Here is a 16,223-nt window from a genome sequence, read left to right on the forward strand (position 1 = left end):
GCACGCTAAAATAGAAAATTTACCATCGTGGGGCATGCTCGCTCCATGAGTGAAACACGCCGACAATTTCTGTTCATGCTTCTGGCTGGCGCCATCGTCGGCGCCCTGGCTACTGCTGTCGCCCATGATTACTGGGTCAAGCCCAACGCCATCACAAGCGCGCCAAGCGGCCGTTGGAAGGACCGCGCCTAGCTCAGCACGATCTTCGGATCGATGTAGAAGGTGCTTGACGCCTTCGCCGCCTTCACTCGGGCGAAGATGTACCCCTTTTGCTGAGGTGTGAACGTTACCGCCAACGCGAATTTGGTGGTTGAGCCGCCCCAGGTGCCGGCGCCTGCGGACAGAGCGGCATTGGAGGCAAGGATCGTAGCCTTGCCGTTGCTCACGAAGGAACCCAAAGGCGAGCCAGAAGCCCCGAGATATTCGACATCTACCCAGATATCGTCGTTGTTTGGCACGGCGCCGCCGCCCCAGATGCCCTGGATTGTGGCCGTCACGGGTGACCCTACAGTGTCGTTCCAGATGGCGATCGGCTGGCTTTCGAAAGGGAAAAGCTCTGTCGAGTTGGCCGTCGTGATGATCTTCCATGAGATGGCCGTCGTGCCGTCGGAAGCACCTCCGGTCAGGACAATGGTGGTCTCTTCCGTTTGTGCGCCGGCAAAGGCAACACGACCGTGCTTATAGTTCGTGCCGCCTGAATCCAGGCGAAGATAGTCGATGAAGCCGCGCCTGTTTGGGGTCGCCGCAACCGTTGCCGAGGCGTTGATCTTGCAGTCCATCAGCCTGGCGATTAACGCCTGTGAGCTGTTCGACCCGATGATGGTACCAGCGATGGCGCTGAGATCGACGCCTTCTACCTCAAGGTAGCCGGTGGAATTGTTGGCAGGGTTGAACAGCGTCGTCGGGAAAGTCGAGCCGGTGATCGAGCCGCCCCGCCAGATGACCTCGCCTTGGACATAGATATATTGGCCGGTGCTGTTGAACTGCAGAGTGGTGTTTTCGAGCTCGACTCGCCCGCCCGACGGCGTTGTCATGAGGCCGCCGCCTGCGCTCCCCATCCGCAATGCGCAGTTACGGAATTTCAGTGTTATGCCGCCATTGACGCTAAGGTCAAAAGTGCCGGTTCCCGTCGTTCCCGAACTAAAGATGATGCCTTCGTAGTCCGTGATGCTGTTCGCCGTGCGAAAGCTGATGGCGGCGCTGCCTGTCGTCGTTACGGTGGCCGTGGTGCGGATATCGGCCGAAACCGGAGGAACAGAGCCGGCGTGGTCGACGCATATTACCTTGACCGGCGCTGTCACCGTGCCTGGTGATGTGAGCGCGATCGCTGACGCCGATGTCTCGGCGTGATCATCCGAAACATAGATCGTATCGCCTGCGGCGGAAGCCGTCAGCGCTGCGGCCAGCGTCACATAGGCATTGGCCCAATCGGCACCGGTGCCGGCGCCAGCAGCACCGGAGCGGACATAGCGAAGCGTCATTGGTCATCCTCCGGCATGGAAATGAAGCCGCTACCTGGCAGCGGTGCTTGGCGAGGGAATGGGCCGACGATGATCATCCCGTTCAGCGCCAGCGTGATGCCGTCATCGGGCCGCTTTGCAGCCTGGCCTTCGTCCTGTTCTGGTCGCTTTTCGTCAGTCAGCGGCATCATGCTTGTCCCCTCGTTTCTGCAGCCACGAGCGCCGTCGCGATTCGCCGCGCGTTCATGTCATCTGTCGCGCCAGCGAGTTCAGTGATGAATTGAGGAAGCATTGGCGCCGACAGGGTGAAGCGGTGCACCGAGCCGTCGGGCCGTTGGAATTGAAAAGCCAGGTATTCCCCGTCTTCTGAGGTGCCAAGCGCATAGGCGGAGAGGGCCGCGTCAAAGCTACCGAACTGCGAGCGGAATCCCCTGCGGCTGGCCTCTACGAGCGCTTCGAGTTCGGGCGGCGGTCTTGGGAGGGTTCTATCGACCATTGATCGCCCTCACGGCCTCGCGCGCCGCAAGCGCCATCTGCCGCCTCATCTCTGCGATGCTATCGTTGCTCACCTGGGCGCCTGCATGGATGGTGACCGGCATGGAGATGGAAATCGGGCGCTGGTCGGCCGCTTGCGTGGTCTGCGTCGAGCCGGCACCCTTCAGCGCTGCCACCTGCGAAGGCGTAAAGATGGCGACGGTTTCTTCTGGCGACTTGAAGAACTTCACTTCTTGGCTGTCCCCCGGCGCGATCATCCCACCGGAGTCGAAGCCGACGGCCTTCGTGCCGCCTTGACCGGTCGCCAATCGGGCGGCGTTCAATGCGATCTGGAAGGGCGTGGCCACCAGGCCTTGCGCGAAAGGCACGATGCCATCGCCGCCGCCCGCGATGCGAGCCGCCTGATAGTTCGCCTGCGCCGTCTTGAACGCCGCGTTGAAGGCAGCGTCATAGGCTGACTTATCGACAGTCGAAGAAGACGACCCACCGTAGGACGAGCCGCCGAAGGCAGAGGAAGCGCTTGCGGTCGCTGTCTTGATCTCGTCGAGGATCTGGAACGTCTTTTTGGTGTTCGCCTCGATGTTCATCTGGACCGTCCACATGCGATCGCTGTCCTGCGTCGGCAGTCGGCCGGTGAAAGCTGACTGGGCGCTGGCAAGGGCCTGCGAGAACATCACTGACGACGCATTTGGAACGACCGAGCCGGCCGATGATGGCACGACAAGCTCTGGGCCTTGCTCGCCAACCCAATAGGGCATCCCTGCCGCCACAGGGCCACCGCCAGCGCGCGTTCCGCCGAACCGGGTGACTGTCACGCCACTCGTGCCGCCGCCGCTCTCGCTGGGCACGGTATAAAGCTGCTGTGAGAAGCCGGCTGTGCCGTCACCGCCATATCGATTGACATTGACGTTGCTGGAGCCGCTCAGGCCGTAGCTGGAGCCTGTTCCAGCGCCTTCAGCACCAGAGTAGGAGCTGGGCACGGAATAGCTTGTCTGCGTGCCGGTGCCGATCTGCGTCGTGCGGACGACGATGTTGACGGTCTTGTCGCGGATGGCCTGAATCGCCTGGTTCAATTGGCGGGCGCCGACCGTGTCGGAGTCCAACTGCATCCGCGTCTGCATGAGCCTCTGGATGAAGGCGTCGACCTTGGCGATGGCAAAACCGTCGTTGATAAGCGTTTGCCGCACCATCTGAAGGCCATCATTGACCGCGCTGACGCTGGCGTTGCCGTGGTTCATTGCATCGAACAGCTTGGTGACCGTCGATGTCGCGTTGGCGATCTCGGCATTGGCGTCCTTGATGTTGGACACGTCGCCGAAGAACTGCTGAATATTTTCTTTGCTGCCAGCCGTCGCGATGGCATTTTTCAGGACGTCGACCTCCGTGGTCGTTGCCCGGAATTGAGCTTCAAGATCAACCATGCCCTGCAACTGATGCTGGCGCGATTCCTGCACTGCCTGGTCAATCGTCTTGAACATACCAGCCGTGGCCTGCACCTGGCCTGCCAGTGAGCGCGTGACGCCAAAACCACTGCCGCCTCCAGAGTTCATCGTGCCGAAGAGCTTGGCGATTGTAGCGTCCGCATTGCCGGCCTTGGCCTGGACGTCCTTGAACCCAGCCGAGACGTCGAACAAGGACTGTTGCGCCTTTTGGCCATCAGGGCCGATGCTCTTGAGCCCTGCGCCCTCCTTCATCGCATTCTCAAGGTCGACGGCCTTGTTGACCAGATCCTGCATGGCTCCGGCGTACTCATGGGCCTTGATCGACAGCGTGGGGTCAAGCCGGATTTTGCCAAGCTCGTTCTGGAGTTGGATGGCGTCCAGGCTCCCGCTCGCCAGCTCTTTCGAGAGATCGGCAAACTCGACTGCAGCGGCCCGGCCGAACCCGCCGAAATCACTCCGCCCACCTGCGGCGAAAGGCGCGGCGAACTTGTCCTGGATCTGCTTGAGCGTGGCATCTAGTGCCGTCGCGTTCGTCACGATGTCTTTGGACAGATCGGCAGTTGCAACAGAATTCGGAAGTGCCTTCGCAATCTCTTCGTACTTTTTGGCTGCAGCAGCGGCTTCAGGATAGGCCGCTGTGATCGCATCGATGGTTTTCTTGTGCTCCTCAAGCGCGGCTGTAGCTGCGGAGACATCGCCCTTAAGGGCGCCGAAGGCGCGCGACGCCACCTCGATGCCGGTGGAGATGGCGAGGAAGCCCAAGACGTACGGATTGAAGATCACCGACCCGAGAGCGCCAAAGGCCTTGGTCATGTTCGTGAGCGTCAAAACCCCCGTTCCGGTGGCGGCGAGACGCTCATTCATGACGATCAGGCTGCCAGGGATACGGCTGAAATTGCCGCGTGCGATCTCGGCACCCAAAACCGAAAACTCACGCGTGACACCGGCACCAAGGCCAGCGGCCTCCGTCTCGGCCACTGCAAGCGCTTCCATGCCGGCTGCAGCCGATTTGCTTGTGGCCGCGACGACAGTTTCAGCCTCGGCAAGGCCTAACATTTGTGGCGTGATTCTGCTGAGGTTGCCGCCAGTCTGCTCCAGAGCCAGCGCAAATTCCTTTGCCGAAATCGTTCCGGCTGTGAGCGCCGCCGCGCCGCCGCCGGACGCGCCGATGGCGGCCATCTCGGCATTGACGGCCTTCGTAGCGGCCGAGACCATGGTCAGGGCTTCGGTGGTTGCCTTGGTCGACGTCGCGACCTTGGTGAGCGCGGCACTTGCCGCAGTGCCCGAGGTAGTCAGCTTCGCCAAGAGCGCATTGTTCTGTTCGACCAGGGCGGCAATCTTTTCCAGCCCGGCCGACATGCCGCTGCCGGACAACTTGGCTGTGATCTGCGCATCGAACTGCGCTGCCTGCTGCTGGGCGCGGGCAAGCGCGGCTTCGAACGGGCCGATATTGCCAGTGATCTGGATTTGGACGGTGCCGGCCGTTTCCATGGCTGTTCTCCGTTACGCCGCTACCTGATGGTCTGCCGACAATTCGAAGGGCTTCAGCCGCGCCGCGAAGATCGCACTGATCTTGGTGCTGATGTCTTCACCCGCTGTGAGCGCTTCAGCATTGGTCTTGGGGGCCTCTGCCTTGACCTTCTCCGCCGCGATCTCGCGTTCTACTTCCGCGCTCGCCGTCGCCATCCATGAGGCGAAGAAATTGTCGTTGCCGAAATCGCCTTCGTGCCTCACCGTGTTCACGGCCATCTCGATTGCGGCCTGAACGAGATCGACAGCCTCTTTCGCGCTGTTGATCGCTTCCACCGCAGGGCCGTGAGCCTGCTCAATCATTCGGCGCTCAAGATCCGAGCGAAACTCCTCCGTCATGCCGGAAAGCTGGGCAGGCCCTTCAAAAGCGGCCACCAGGAAATCAGGCTCTTGCATGATGATGCGAAGACGCTCGCCGACCTCCTCTGAGGAACCCTTGAGCATTTCCCGGAGCATGCCGCGCATTTCGGCGCGCATCATTGCCCCGGCCAAGTCCGACTTGTCGTGCTGACGAGGCACGGCGAGGCGCAGAAGATCATTTTTGAGACCGTTGGCGGTCTTTTCCGCATCCCACATCGCGCGGCGGAGATCGGGAACGATCTTCTCGGCCGCAACGGCTCGAATCGCATCGTTCAGGCCCTTCGGGGAAAGATTGCCCGGCCCGGCCAATTCAGAACGGGTTTTCGGCATGGTTTCGATGAAGTGGAGAGCCTTGTGAAAGGCGCCGCTCAGCTTCGAGAGATCGGAACGCTGCGACCATTCCGGGCGCCAGCGTGATTTCAGCATGTCGATTCGGTTCATGGACCTAAGTTCTCCTTCTGTCGCAGTTGGGAATGAAAGCGTGCTTTGCCTCGGCGAGCATGGCGTCGATCTGCCGATAGGGATCATAGCCACCCATCGGATGCGAGAATGCCGATGCTCCGCCAGCGCTGGACGTGGTCATACGGACAGAGCGAGCAACCGGCGCCTGCTTCAGCAGAAGCAGGTACACACAGCCGGCGACGCCGTTGGCGAGATCATCGTGACCGCCAGGCATATGGTCGACGCTATCGCGGCCGGTTCTTCCAACGCGCCGTTCAAGGGCGACGATCTGCTCAACCAGCTTGTCATTGTCGAGCAGCACAACCCTGCCCGAATTGAGCGATGGGACGAGTGCCAGGTACATTTCGGACTTTGGCGCGTCGGCCAGCCTGTAGGTGATGCCCCTGCGCTGGAAAGGCTCGCGGCACCATTCGCCGCCGTACCGATCGCCGGTCACATCGCTCAGCCCGTAAGCCTTCAGCGTGTTGGAAAACTCCTCCGCCACGAATTCCGGGGAATAGGGCGGCTTCTTTTCAAGCAACACGTCGATGACGGCTCTGTCATCTTCCTTGTGGCCGATGCACAGCGTCATCGAATCGGACGAGCCGCCCGAAGGATCAATGAAAGCCCGATACCGGATGCCCTGCCTGTAGGGACGCTGCGGCGTGTTAAGATCGACGGCAAGCTCTACCGTCTCCCGATCGATAAGCATCTCCACGTCGGAACGGAACTCGCCGCCGTACTCTGCCGAAGCCGATGACGGATCACGGGCATAGGCCTTGTCGATTTCCGACTGTGGCAGCGTAGAGTTGAACGCCTTCGACGGTCCCTTGGCCACCAGCAAGGACGGATCACCATCCTGGCCGTAATCCGACTTGAATGCACGGTAAAGCTCGCCGCGGCGTGCGTATGGGCTGGAGATCACCATCAACGGCCCACCAGTGGTGATCAATGCCGGCCGAAGCGCTGCCAGGATCTCGCGATCGGGGTTCTTGCTGCCTTCAATGTGCCAAAAGGCCAGCTCGTCGCAGATGGCGGCAACAGCGGTGATAGATCGGATAGTGCGGAAGTTGGCCGGCTTGATCGTCACGTCAATGAAGTTGGAAAGGCGGATCGTCTCCGATGTCGGATCGCCCATGATCTGGCCCTTGAGCACGGGCGAGTGCTGAAGCACACCGATCACATGCTGGAATGCCCGATCTGCCTGAGACGTGGAAGCGGCGAGGATGGGCAGCACGCCACGCTCACCGGGTGCCAGCTTGTCGGTCCAATCGCAAAGGGTAGCCACATAGGCGGCCAGCGTGCCGGCAGCACGCGTCTTGCCACCACGGCGGCCGACGATGCACCAAAGCTCATCGACACGCTCAAGCGGCTCCTCTGCCCTGCCTGTGATGGCGGCGAAGGCCTTGCGCTCGTCATCGGTGAGCGGCTCGCCCATGGCGGCAATGAGAAGCGTGCGCCACAGAGCCCAGGACGGACCTGGAATGGCACTCCCGAGCAACTGGGAATCGGCCAATGCCTCCCGCATTGTGACGCGTGGCTTCATGCGGGAGCGCCAGCATTGCGGAGATAGGCGTCGAGCGTTGGCGTGATGTCACGGGCTCGCCGCTCCAGGCCTATGTCGGCCAGGAGGCGCCGAAGGGCATTCGTTGCCGTGGTGAACTCGCCGATGTCGATATCGCCGCCGTTGGCCATCGTGGCTTCAACTTCCTCGCACCAGATGGCGAGCGTGGCGCTACGCTTAGCGATGATGCTCTTGGCCTCGGAAGGATCGCCGCCCATGTCGCGCACCAGTTGAGCGTATATCTCGCGGTAACGGCGCATCGTCGCGGAGCGGCCGTTGACGCCCGGCAGCAAGTCTTTGCCGTTGCCGATACGAGAGCGGCCTTGAGGCTTTGGAATGGAGGCGGCTTTTGCCAAGGGGTAAGCTCCAACTGTAGCCCCGGTGTAGCCCAGAGCAAATCAACTGCCAGAATAATGGCAGCATATCGTAATCTTTTCAATAGCTTGACGCAGACTGAACAACCGGTGAGATACCGGTTTAGCACCCAATTGGAGGAATTAGGACGCTATAGGCTTGCGTAAAAAAATGTGCGAGGGGGTGGGTGTCTATGGGCGTCCAGTCCACGTAATTGTCGATGCATGGGGCGCGTATACTGCCATCTTTCCTGTTCCAGTAAGGGTAGAGCAGTAACCCGGACGCTGGCTCGTTCTTCGGATGGACCAGCCTCTTTTTCCGAAGCGAACCTCTAAAGTCTCTCTTTCGGTTTTTCGTATTCGTATGGTCTCAATCTCGGTTTCGGTCTCCGTTTCCGTCTCCGTATATCGATACTCGTCCGATACCCTATCCATGGGCTATCTCACGTTCTTGTAGATGTGGGCGTCGGGATCACCTTTGCGGAGGTAACTCGTGCCAGTGAGCCTGCTATGATTGTTAGCTGCTGATGGCCTGTCAGCGGCTTTCTCGGCCTCGCCAGCCTCATAGGCAGCTTGTCCAAGATCGGTGTCGGCAAAGTCGGCATTCACCTTTTCGCGAAGCATCTCGCTTTCGATCTTGTCGATCTGGCTCTGGATGGCCTTGGCATATTTCCAGGAGCCCTTCGAGTTGTGCTTGAACCAGCGTTCGATATAGATCTCGTTGGTGTCGGGATCGGTGATGATCAGGCCGACGCCCTCCAGATCGGCAAGGCACGTGCTGTATTTCGGCAAGGGCCAGCTCGGCCCAAGGTCGGCGCAGGCATAGCCTGGCTTGATCTGCGAGCAGCCGCAGCTCGTCTGGTGTGGACCAGTTAGCAGATAGAGAAACAGCGCGCGCCGGCTGTCATCGAGATCCAGGAAACGCCTGGAGCTGTGAAGCCCAGGCGCAACCATGGTGAAGTTGCGGGTGTTGCTCATCCTACCGCCTCGCATTTCAGCCGGCGGTGCTCAGCCTTGTGATCCTTGCGGCAGAGCCAACGGACGCGCATCGGCCGCTGGTAATCGTCGTGGTGGCCATCAGTGTCCGGGTCACCGCACACCTCGCATGGCCCGCGCACGATCAGGCCGCGCTTGAGGGCCACCCTAAGGCAGTAGTGCGCCCACACCTCAACCTTATGGCCGGCGGCCCACTTCTCTTGCGCGTGCCAGCGAGAGCGGTTAGATTTGGGTTCTAGGGTATTTCTTTTGCCGCCGTTCCCGATGCCAGTCGGGGCGGCGGTCTCCATTTCAGGGTTTCGCATTGTCGATCCCCCTGATCCTGGAGCACTCGCGCATGGCGTGAACGGCTTCAAGAGGCGTGAGGCCGAACCTCTTGCGGAGATTGGGCACCAGTGGCCGCTCTGCCTTCCACCAATTGACGGCGAGCCAAATAGCGGCCTCGTCGGCCTTGTCGGAAAGTTCATGATCGACGCCGGAGTTGGTCATGCCGCCACTCCGTCACGCTTCGCCATGCGGGCTTTCACCCAGGCGTCAATTTCGGTTTCGACGAAGGCACGCTTGCGCGGAGAGAGGAAGACCGGCTTGGGAAAGCGGTCATCCTTGATCAACTTATCCAGATAGCTGGTGCTATAGGTGATGCCCTTCAAGGGCAGCGTTTCGATGGGAATGAGCGTCATCGGCTTTAGAGCCTCCTAGGGGTTTATTCGCGCCTAAGAGGTCTCACCAACGCCGGGGTATCAGAACCCGGGCTATTACCCTTTCTTGCCCTCGACGAAAATTTTGCTGGTCATTTGAAGCGCGAGATTGGCCCTGTGCTCCGCCGGCTGCTTGTTCAGCCGTGACACCATATCCCAATATTCCTCTACCGCCTCTTGGCGAGCCTTTCGCTTCCCGATGTTCTTTCTGAACTCGATGATCTGGTTCGCAGAGATCGCCCGACCGGTGGCTTTGGAAACCTTTGTCGCGGCCTCGGAAAGCGACATGCCGCTGCCCTTCAGAACGTGAACTGCGCCGGCAGCACGGCCCCACATCATGGCTTCCATGATTGGTTTAAGGTTGCTCTCGCCGTGGCTGTCGGCCAGATCACCCATGACCGCTAGCAGCGGGAACATGAGTGTTGGCGCCACCCCTTCCCGCACCATGAAATCCATCGCGGCCTGGATCGCCAAAGCGGAGCCGTGAGGAGCATATTCGGTCCTAAAGGCGTGATCGGCGTTTTGAAGATCGGCAATCACCTGTTCGAGGCTGGGGCTCACGACGACGATCTCCCCCCGAGGGCGACGACGTTGCTCGGCTTCCGTTCGCCCACGATCGCCGCAAGCGCGCCTTCCCACCGTGTCAGGGCCTCACGCTTCACCTTGAGCCTGTCAGACTGGTTGTACGTGCGGACGAGCGCCGTCGGGACGTGTCCTATCACCGCCTCGGCTACTTCATCCATCACGTCAAGTTCAGAAAGCCGCGTGCGCACCGTGCGTCTGAGGTCGTGGTTTATCCAGTGCGGCAGCGTTGCTTCCGGATTCTCCTCTTTCAGCAAAGCCAGCATTGCAGCATCGAGCCGCTGCTTGACCTTGTGGCCGATGGTGGCCGGCCCCTCTCCGTCAAGCGAGAACATCCAATCGCATTTCGCGAACCGCGGCAGTTTCTCAATGATCGCCAAGGCGTCATCGGTGATCGGAACAGTATGGTCTCGGTCCGACTTGAAGCGTTCGGCTGGGATCGTCAGAACGCGCTTTGCCTTGTCCAGTTCTGGCCAGGAAGCTTCAGCGACGTCATTGAGGCGCTGGCCATTCAGAAGCAGCAGGCGGTAGGCTGCGCTCACGACCTCACCCAGTCCCTCGACAGTGCCATCCGTGGCCTTCCAGAAGGCGCGTAGCTCGGCATCGTTCAAAGTCCTATCGCGGCCGGCCTTCTGCCCTATGGCGGTCCGGACCTTCTTCGGCCGGTATGGCGAAACCTCGATCACGTCGTCATCGACGCACCAGTTGAGGAAAGTACCAATTTTCTGCGCCATGTTGAGCGCCTGCCGTTGCTTGCCGCGATCGGCAATACCCTCGATCACTTCCATGATGTCGGCCATCGTCAGGCTGGCCACGTCCCTGCCCTTCCACTTTGGCAGGCACTCACGGTTGAAGTCCTTTTCGTCTTCATCGACCTTGCGGATGCCGTCGCGGCGTCGAGCCTTGATGAAGCGGTCCAGTACCGTCTCAAAGGCACGGTCGATCTTCTGCGCGGCGCTGGCGCGCTCGGCCTGGCGCGCTTCCTCTTCCTTCACCTTGGGATCAATTCCGTGCTTGATCAGGCCGCGCCATTCACCAGCCTTCTTGCGGGCGTCCGCCAGCGACATAGCCGGATGCTCACCGTTGTCGTTGGGCTCGACATATTCACCGATAACCCGACGCTCTGGCGCCGACTTGCCAGGAAAGCGGCTGTAGAAAATGAAGGTGCGCTCGCCCTTGTCGTTGACGCGAACCCCAAGCCCACGCGCATCAGCGTCCATCACGTCATAGCGCTTGCCGGGGGCGGCTTTCTTCAGGTTCTTCACCTTGAAGTCGGTAAGGGAAACTTTTGCCACAGGAGCCTCCGGGCTACATCAGGGCTACAAATCAACTGTCCTACTTATGTAGCCCTAGAATGGCCTAAAAGGCAATACGCAATCGAAATGCCTTGTAAATCAAGGTTTCACGTGAGAACCGATCAACCGGTAAAGTGCTCTATGAGGGGATACCAAATGCGGCTGTTAACCGGTTGGTCGCTGGTTCGAATCCGGCCCGGGGAGCCAACAATTCCAAGGTTTGTTCTGGACACATAGGTCACGGTTTATACCGGAGACATGGGTAACACTTTTGGCCCGAAGGGGTTTTGGAGTGGTTCGAGCCTGCATGTCTCGTCGTCGAAATAACCCAAATCATAGTCCATGAAGCTTGGTCAGCCAGATATGGTCCTCGACCTGTTTGACGCCAACGGTGTGACCGGCGAAGACGAGGCTGAGGTTGATCTTCCTGCGATTGTAGCAGATGCGGCCGCAGGTGGTGACGGTGACGGCCTTGTCGTGGAATGGATCGTTGAGGTCCGGCAGGCCGGCATAGGGAAACCACTGTGACAGTGCAGTGTGCCAACGTCCGAAGTCGCAATAAATCAGGGACGATGTGCCCTGATTGTTATTCTGCATCCTGGGGATCATTCTTGGAGCAAGGCTGCGCTGTGAGCGGAACTCTTCGCGAGCCCCTCGGCCCGGCTGCTATACCGTTCACCCGGTCGTGGCAGCCGGGCCTGCGCATTTAGCCGGCTGCCTGTGACGCTCGACGAGTTCGTGATCCTGCATGCCGCGGATAATGCATAAGTCGCGGCCGGCGCGTGCACCATTAATCGGGCAAGTATCCCCCAATGCACATCTTGGGAGGTGGGGACTGCTTGCGGGCTCTTATTGCGCAAGCCTTTGCAACGGAGGCTTTGGCGCCGTCGAGCTGCACCTGCATCATGGTGAGCTTCGTAAGGAGTTCGGGCAACCGGTCGACCGTATCCTGAACGAACTGCATCGCAGGGGCGCAAGCCAGATACTCGCCTCGCAGATGGTCCGCTGCATCCTTCTCAGCGCTCGCTAGTGTTCCCGGGCCAAATCTGTCCTCTGAGCGAGCCGCCTCCCTCAGGCCGAAGCCAACAACTTTGCAGGGAAGCAATATCGGTCGATCGCCTCGGCGTAGGCCCATGCCCTAATGAAGGGCATCTCCAGCCACTGATCCTTGATGCCTCCGGTAAGGCCCTCAAGTGTCCAGTCCTCGGTAGTGCGCTGAATTGTTTCGGTAGCCGTCGCCGTTCCTGCGAACCAGGTAACGATCAAAAGGCAGAAAGCGATGCCTCTTCTCATGCCCATAACGCCCCAAAAAACGAGCTTAGCTCTGCAACCTCAGCCTGTACACATTTTGCGCTCGCTCAAGGGCACGGCATCCACCCTTTCCGCTGCTCCGGCGTCATCGCATGGTTCGTGAACTGCAAGTTCCGGTCGTCACGGCCGGCGCCGCGGCACTCGTGGCAGTAGACGATCTTGAGCAGGCAGCCGGAACATTTTAGGGACATTGAATGTTCCACCATTATGGAGAGCCGAGACCAACTTTCAGGAGAACAGTTGAGAGCTGCACGAGCTCTCTTAAACTGGTCCAGAGTTCGGCTAGCGGCCAAGGCAAACCTCAGCGAAATGACCATCAGCGAGTTTGAAAACGGCATTCGGGTACCGAAGCCAGTCAATGTCGCCGCCGTGCGACGGGCTCTGGAGGGCGCGGGAGTTGTTTTTGCCGAAGAGAGCGTATTTCTCGCGTCCGAAAGGCCGAAAAATAGCAGTCACGCCAGCAACAGAAATTCGCGTCGCCGGCTATCAAATACGTAGCCCGGCTCGCTGATCGAGGTGACACAGGATTGCGAGCCGGGCTAGCCGCGCGGCCCACCCCCCGCATGGGCCAAATTCCCATAGTCATTGTGCCGGCGAATTTTGCTTTGCGGCTTGATCGCCCTGCCTTAGCCTCCGCTCGAAACAATTTGCCGACAAGCCGATAGCCGGACCTTTTCGCCGTGCCCCTGAAAGCCACCGCCCATATCGAGGCCATGTCCGCTTTCGCGTTGGCGAATTTCGGCGGCTTCGACCGGCCGACGCTGGCCCAGAACGAGAGCGCCTTCCCGCCCAGCCCCAAGGCGATCGAGGCCGGCCGGGACGCCGTGGCGCGCAGCCATCTTTATCCGGACCCGGACTGGACCTTGCTGCGCGATGCGATCGCCAAAACCTATGGGGTCGAGCGCGATCTTGTCCTGTGCGGCGCGGGCTCGATGGAGCTGATCGCCTGCACCATCGCGGCCTTTGCAGGCCCGGGCACGCAAGTGCTGGGCACGGACTATGCCTATAATTTCGCCGCCTCGGCGGCCGCGCGTGCCGGGGCGACCTATGTCAAGGCCGCGGAGCGCGGCTATGAGGTCTCGATCGACGCCATCCTGGCGGCGGTGACGCCGGCGACGCGCATCGTCTTCGTCTGCAATCCGGGCAACCCGACCGGCACCTGCATCAAGAACGCGGAGCTGCTGCGCTTGCGCGCGGCACTTCCCGGCGACGTCCTCCTGGTGATCGACCAGGCCTATGGCGAATTCGACGACCAGGATCCGCAGGCCGTCTTTGCGCTTGCCGGGCGCGGCGACACCGTCGTCCTGCGCACCTTGTCCAAGGCTTATGGGCTGGCGGGAGCGCGCATCGGCTGGGGGCTGTTCGCGCCCCAGATCACCGCTGAGGTGCGCAAGATGCAGAATTCCAACCAGGTCTCGACGGTCAGCCTCGCCATGGCGGTCGCGGCAGTCGAGGACCAGGCCTATATGCGCGCGACCGTGACGCGCACCGCCGACATTCGCGACCGCTTCGCACGAGGTCTGCGGGCCGCCGGATACGAGGTCCCCGAGAGCCGGACGAATTTCGTCCTGATACGCTTTGCCGATGCGGCGGCAGCCGCCGCCGCCGACAACGCTTTGCGCGGCGCCGACATCATCGCGCGCGGGCTTGCCGGTTACGGCCTCACCGACTGCCTGAGGATAACCGTCGGGCCGCAGGACGTCATGGACCGCACGCTGCGCGCGCTGACCGCCATGCGTGGCCGGCAATGCTGGTAAGGGCTTCATCCGAGGGGATTTCAAGAAGTGACGTCACACACGCCCTATTTGCCCGCTCGCGATTTCATCGGCTATGGCGAGCGGCCTCCGCAGGCTGAGTGGCCCGGCGGCGCGAAACTTGCGCTCAACATCGTCGTCAACTACGAGGAAGGCGCCGAATACTCGATCGGCGAAGGCGACGGCGTCTCCGAGGCGATCCTGTCCGATCTCGCCGTGTCGCCGGCCGTGCCCGGCCTGCGTAACCGCAACATGGAATCGCTCTACGAATACGGTTCGCGCGTCGGCGTCTGGCGGCTCATCTCGCTGTTCCAGGACAAGGGCGTGACTCCGACCTTCTACGTCGTCGGGCGCGCGCTCGAGCTCAATCCGGCCGCGGGCAAGGCGATCGCAGCACTCGGCAGCGACATCGTCTGCCATGGCTGGCGCTGGATCGACTACGCGCCGCTCAGCGAAGAGGAAGAGCGTCAGCATATCGCCATGACGGTGGATACGGTGCGCAAGATCACCGGCCTCGATCCGGCGGGCTGGTACACCGGCCGGCCAAGCCTCAACACGAGGAGGCTGGTGGTCGAACATGGCGGCTTCCTGTTCGACTGCGACGACTACAATGACGACCTGCCCTATTTCGTCGATGTCGGCGCCAAGCGGCATCTTGTCGTGCCGCACTCTTTCGACAACAACGACAGCCGTTTTTCGCGCGGTTCCGGTCTCGAGACCGGCAGCCAGTTCTTCGAATATGTCAGCGACGGCGTCGACTGGCTTTTGAAGGAAGGCCAGAAGACACCGCGCATGATGACGGTGTCGCTGCATTGCCGGCTGGCGGCGCGTCCCGGCCGCATGATCGGGCTGGAGCGCTTCCTCGACAAGGTCACGGCCAATCCCGACATCTGGGTCTGCCGCCGCTCCGACCTCGCCCGCCATTGGCTGGGCCGGTTCGGCGGCTAACCCGCCGAACCGGCCGCCAGCGAACCCTTACTTGTTCGGGACCTCGTAGACCTTGCCATGCCAAGGTGCTGCATCGATCTGGTCGAGCGCCATGACGTAGAGCACCTTCTCGTCCGGTCCGAAGGCGAAATTCGGCATGGACGGCGACGGCACCGAAAGCGTGCGCAAGAGCTTGGCGTCCTTGTCGACGACGATGATCTTGCCTGGCGCGTCGAGCGAGCGCGGGCTCTGGCCGATATACATCTCGCCGGCCTTGTCCATCTTGATCCCGTCCGGCCAGATATGCGGCTGGTTCGGGAAGAGATCGTCCAACCGCAGGAAGACACGGCGGTTGCTTAAGGTGTGGTCGGACGCGACGTCGAATTCGATGATCCGGTTGTCCTCGGTCTCGACCAGATAGAGCATCTTGCCGTCATTCGACATGACGAGGCCATTGGCATTGTGCAGGTCGCCGGCGACCTTCTTAACGCTGCCGTCCTTGCCGATGTAATAGGCGGAAGCGTCGATCAGCGGGCCGCCCTTGCCGGAGCCGGTGAAATAGACGCCGCCGTCCTTGTCGGGCGCGAAATCGTTCGGCCCGCTGAACGGCTTGCCGTCGGTGTCCTTGTCATAGGCCGGCAGCGTCTTGCCCTCGGCCGAGATGCGGCCGATCGTGTTGTTGTCGTAGCAGGTGACGAGGAACTCGCCCGCCGTCGTCGGCAGCACCGCCGACGGGCCGCAACCATCCATCTTCCAAAAAATGTCGTTCTTCTTGCCGTCCCAGACGGTCACCGTGCCGCGACCGTATTCGACGTAGAAAAGCTTGTCCTGATACCAGATCGGACCTTCGGCGAACCACGCGTCGTCGTTGACGACCTTGACGTCGGCCGCCTGTGCGGCAGTCGTCAGGGCCAGGGCAAGCATCGTGCCCAGCAAATGCCGTTTGATCATGCGATTCCCCTTTTGTTTATTTGCTTGAAGTCCTCTTCGAATATCCCGTGCTCCCAGTCGCCGG

16 protein-coding genes and 1 pseudogene are annotated in these 16,223 nt (G+C 60.9%); 3 read left to right on the top strand and 14 right to left on the bottom strand.

Going from position 1 to position 16,223, the window contains the following annotated elements:
- Nucleotides 1-188 precede the first annotated feature (188 nt).
- The 13 genes and pseudogenes from WDX12_RS30540 to WDX12_RS30600 all read right to left on the bottom strand — a co-directional run.
- Entirely contained in the window at nt 189-1,481 is a 1,293-nt protein-coding gene (locus tag WDX12_RS30540; protein ID WP_434723106.1) for a hypothetical protein, read from the bottom strand.
- On the bottom strand, nt 1,478-1,651 hold the full coding sequence (locus WDX12_RS30545; protein WP_434723107.1) for a hypothetical protein: 174 nt from the start codon (nt 1,649-1,651) through the stop codon (nt 1,478-1,480). Before WDX12_RS30545 ends, WDX12_RS30540 begins: the two co-directional genes overlap by 4 nt.
- Nucleotides 1,648-1,956 (bottom strand): hypothetical protein, encoded by a 309-nt coding sequence (locus WDX12_RS30550; protein WP_434723108.1) that lies wholly within the window; start codon nt 1,954-1,956, stop codon nt 1,648-1,650. Before WDX12_RS30550 ends, WDX12_RS30545 begins: the two co-directional genes overlap by 4 nt.
- Nucleotides 1,946-4,888 carry a hypothetical protein gene (locus WDX12_RS30555; protein ID WP_434723109.1) on the bottom strand — a complete coding sequence of 981 codons (2,943 nt, stop codon included), beginning with the start codon at nt 4,886-4,888 and terminating at the stop codon, nt 1,946-1,948. Before WDX12_RS30555 ends, WDX12_RS30550 begins: the two co-directional genes overlap by 11 nt.
- Before the next feature lie 12 nt (nt 4,889-4,900).
- Nucleotides 4,901-5,728: a hypothetical protein gene (locus tag WDX12_RS30560; protein WP_434723110.1), complete on the bottom strand. Its 828-nt coding sequence runs from the start codon at nt 5,726-5,728 to the stop codon at nt 4,901-4,903.
- 4 nt (nt 5,729-5,732) lie between these two features.
- Entirely contained in the window at nt 5,733-7,166 is a 1,434-nt protein-coding gene (locus tag WDX12_RS30565; RefSeq protein ID WP_434723111.1) for a hypothetical protein, read from the bottom strand.
- 104 nt (nt 7,167-7,270) lie between these two features.
- Complete coding sequence (locus WDX12_RS30570) at nt 7,271-7,648, bottom strand: hypothetical protein (protein WP_434723112.1); 378 nt, start codon at nt 7,646-7,648, stop codon at nt 7,271-7,273.
- Between the two features lie 435 nt (nt 7,649-8,083).
- A complete protein-coding gene (locus WDX12_RS30575; RefSeq protein WP_434723113.1) occupies nt 8,084-8,623 on the bottom strand; it encodes a hypothetical protein in 540 nt (179 codons plus the stop codon).
- Nucleotides 8,624-8,932: 309 nt separating this feature from the next.
- Nucleotides 8,933-9,130 (bottom strand): hypothetical protein, encoded by a 198-nt coding sequence (locus WDX12_RS30580; RefSeq protein WP_434723114.1) that lies wholly within the window; start codon nt 9,128-9,130, stop codon nt 8,933-8,935.
- On the bottom strand, nt 9,127-9,321 hold the full coding sequence (locus WDX12_RS30585) for a helix-turn-helix transcriptional regulator (RefSeq protein WP_434723115.1): 195 nt from the start codon (nt 9,319-9,321) through the stop codon (nt 9,127-9,129). The genes WDX12_RS30580 and WDX12_RS30585 overlap by 4 nt, the downstream gene beginning before the upstream one ends.
- Nucleotides 9,322-9,396: 75 nt before the next feature.
- Nucleotides 9,397-9,900: a hypothetical protein gene (locus WDX12_RS30590; protein WP_434723116.1), complete on the bottom strand. Its 504-nt coding sequence runs from the start codon at nt 9,898-9,900 to the stop codon at nt 9,397-9,399.
- Entirely contained in the window at nt 9,897-11,216 is a 1,320-nt protein-coding gene (locus WDX12_RS30595; protein WP_434723117.1) for a tyrosine-type recombinase/integrase, read from the bottom strand. The genes WDX12_RS30590 and WDX12_RS30595 overlap by 4 nt, the downstream gene beginning before the upstream one ends.
- Before the next feature lie 245 nt (nt 11,217-11,461).
- A pseudogene (locus WDX12_RS30600) lies at nt 11,462-11,729 on the bottom strand (IS481 family transposase); the annotation flags it as partial.
- 1,005 nt (nt 11,730-12,734) lie between these two features.
- Here WDX12_RS30600 and WDX12_RS30605 point away from each other — a divergent pair.
- From WDX12_RS30605 to WDX12_RS30615, 3 genes are all read left to right on the top strand, one after another.
- Nucleotides 12,735-13,025, top strand: coding sequence for a helix-turn-helix domain-containing protein (locus WDX12_RS30605; protein ID WP_320295563.1), 291 nt, complete (start codon nt 12,735-12,737; stop codon nt 13,023-13,025).
- A gap of 182 nt (nt 13,026-13,207) precedes the next feature.
- A complete protein-coding gene (locus tag WDX12_RS30610) occupies nt 13,208-14,284 on the top strand; it encodes a pyridoxal phosphate-dependent aminotransferase (RefSeq protein ID WP_434723118.1) in 1,077 nt (358 codons plus the stop codon).
- Nucleotides 14,285-14,311: 27 nt separating this feature from the next.
- Nucleotides 14,312-15,229: an allantoinase PuuE gene (locus WDX12_RS30615; protein WP_434723119.1), complete on the top strand. Its 918-nt coding sequence runs from the start codon at nt 14,312-14,314 to the stop codon at nt 15,227-15,229.
- 27 nt (nt 15,230-15,256) lie between these two features.
- Here the strand turns inward: WDX12_RS30615 and WDX12_RS30620 are convergent, their stop codons facing one another.
- A complete protein-coding gene (locus tag WDX12_RS30620) occupies nt 15,257-16,159 on the bottom strand; it encodes an SMP-30/gluconolactonase/LRE family protein (protein ID WP_434723120.1) in 903 nt (300 codons plus the stop codon).
- Nucleotides 16,160-16,223 lie beyond the last annotated feature (64 nt).

The sequence above is a fragment of the Mesorhizobium sp. RIZ17 genome, from assembly GCF_051127865.1.
Taxonomy (GTDB): domain Bacteria; phylum Pseudomonadota; class Alphaproteobacteria; order Rhizobiales; family Rhizobiaceae; genus Mesorhizobium; species Mesorhizobium humile.

Excerpts from the sequence above, each read along its gene's own strand:
- WDX12_RS30540 (WP_434723106.1), bottom strand. The coding sequence starts at position 1,481 with ATGACGCTTCGCTATGTCCGCTCCGGTGCTGCTGGCGCCGGCACCGGT.
- WDX12_RS30545 (WP_434723107.1), bottom strand. The coding sequence starts at position 1,651 with ATGATGCCGCTGACTGACGAAAAGCGACCAGAACAGGACGAAGGCCAG.
- WDX12_RS30550 (WP_434723108.1), bottom strand. The coding sequence starts at position 1,956 with ATGGTCGATAGAACCCTCCCAAGACCGCCGCCCGAACTCGAAGCGCTC.
- WDX12_RS30555 (WP_434723109.1), bottom strand. The coding sequence starts at position 4,888 with ATGGAAACGGCCGGCACCGTCCAAATCCAGATCACTGGCAATATCGGC.
- WDX12_RS30560 (WP_434723110.1), bottom strand. The coding sequence starts at position 5,728 with ATGAACCGAATCGACATGCTGAAATCACGCTGGCGCCCGGAATGGTCG.
- WDX12_RS30565 (WP_434723111.1), bottom strand. The coding sequence starts at position 7,166 with ATGGGCGAGCCGCTCACCGATGACGAGCGCAAGGCCTTCGCCGCCATC.
- WDX12_RS30575 (WP_434723113.1), bottom strand. The coding sequence starts at position 8,623 with ATGAGCAACACCCGCAACTTCACCATGGTTGCGCCTGGGCTTCACAGC.
- WDX12_RS30580 (WP_434723114.1), bottom strand. The coding sequence starts at position 9,130 with ATGACCAACTCCGGCGTCGATCATGAACTTTCCGACAAGGCCGACGAG.
- WDX12_RS30585 (WP_434723115.1), bottom strand. The coding sequence starts at position 9,321 with ATGACGCTCATTCCCATCGAAACGCTGCCCTTGAAGGGCATCACCTAT.
- WDX12_RS30605 (WP_320295563.1), top strand. The coding sequence starts at position 12,735 with ATGGAGAGCCGAGACCAACTTTCAGGAGAACAGTTGAGAGCTGCACGA.
- WDX12_RS30620 (WP_434723120.1), bottom strand. The coding sequence starts at position 16,159 with ATGATCAAACGGCATTTGCTGGGCACGATGCTTGCCCTGGCCCTGACG.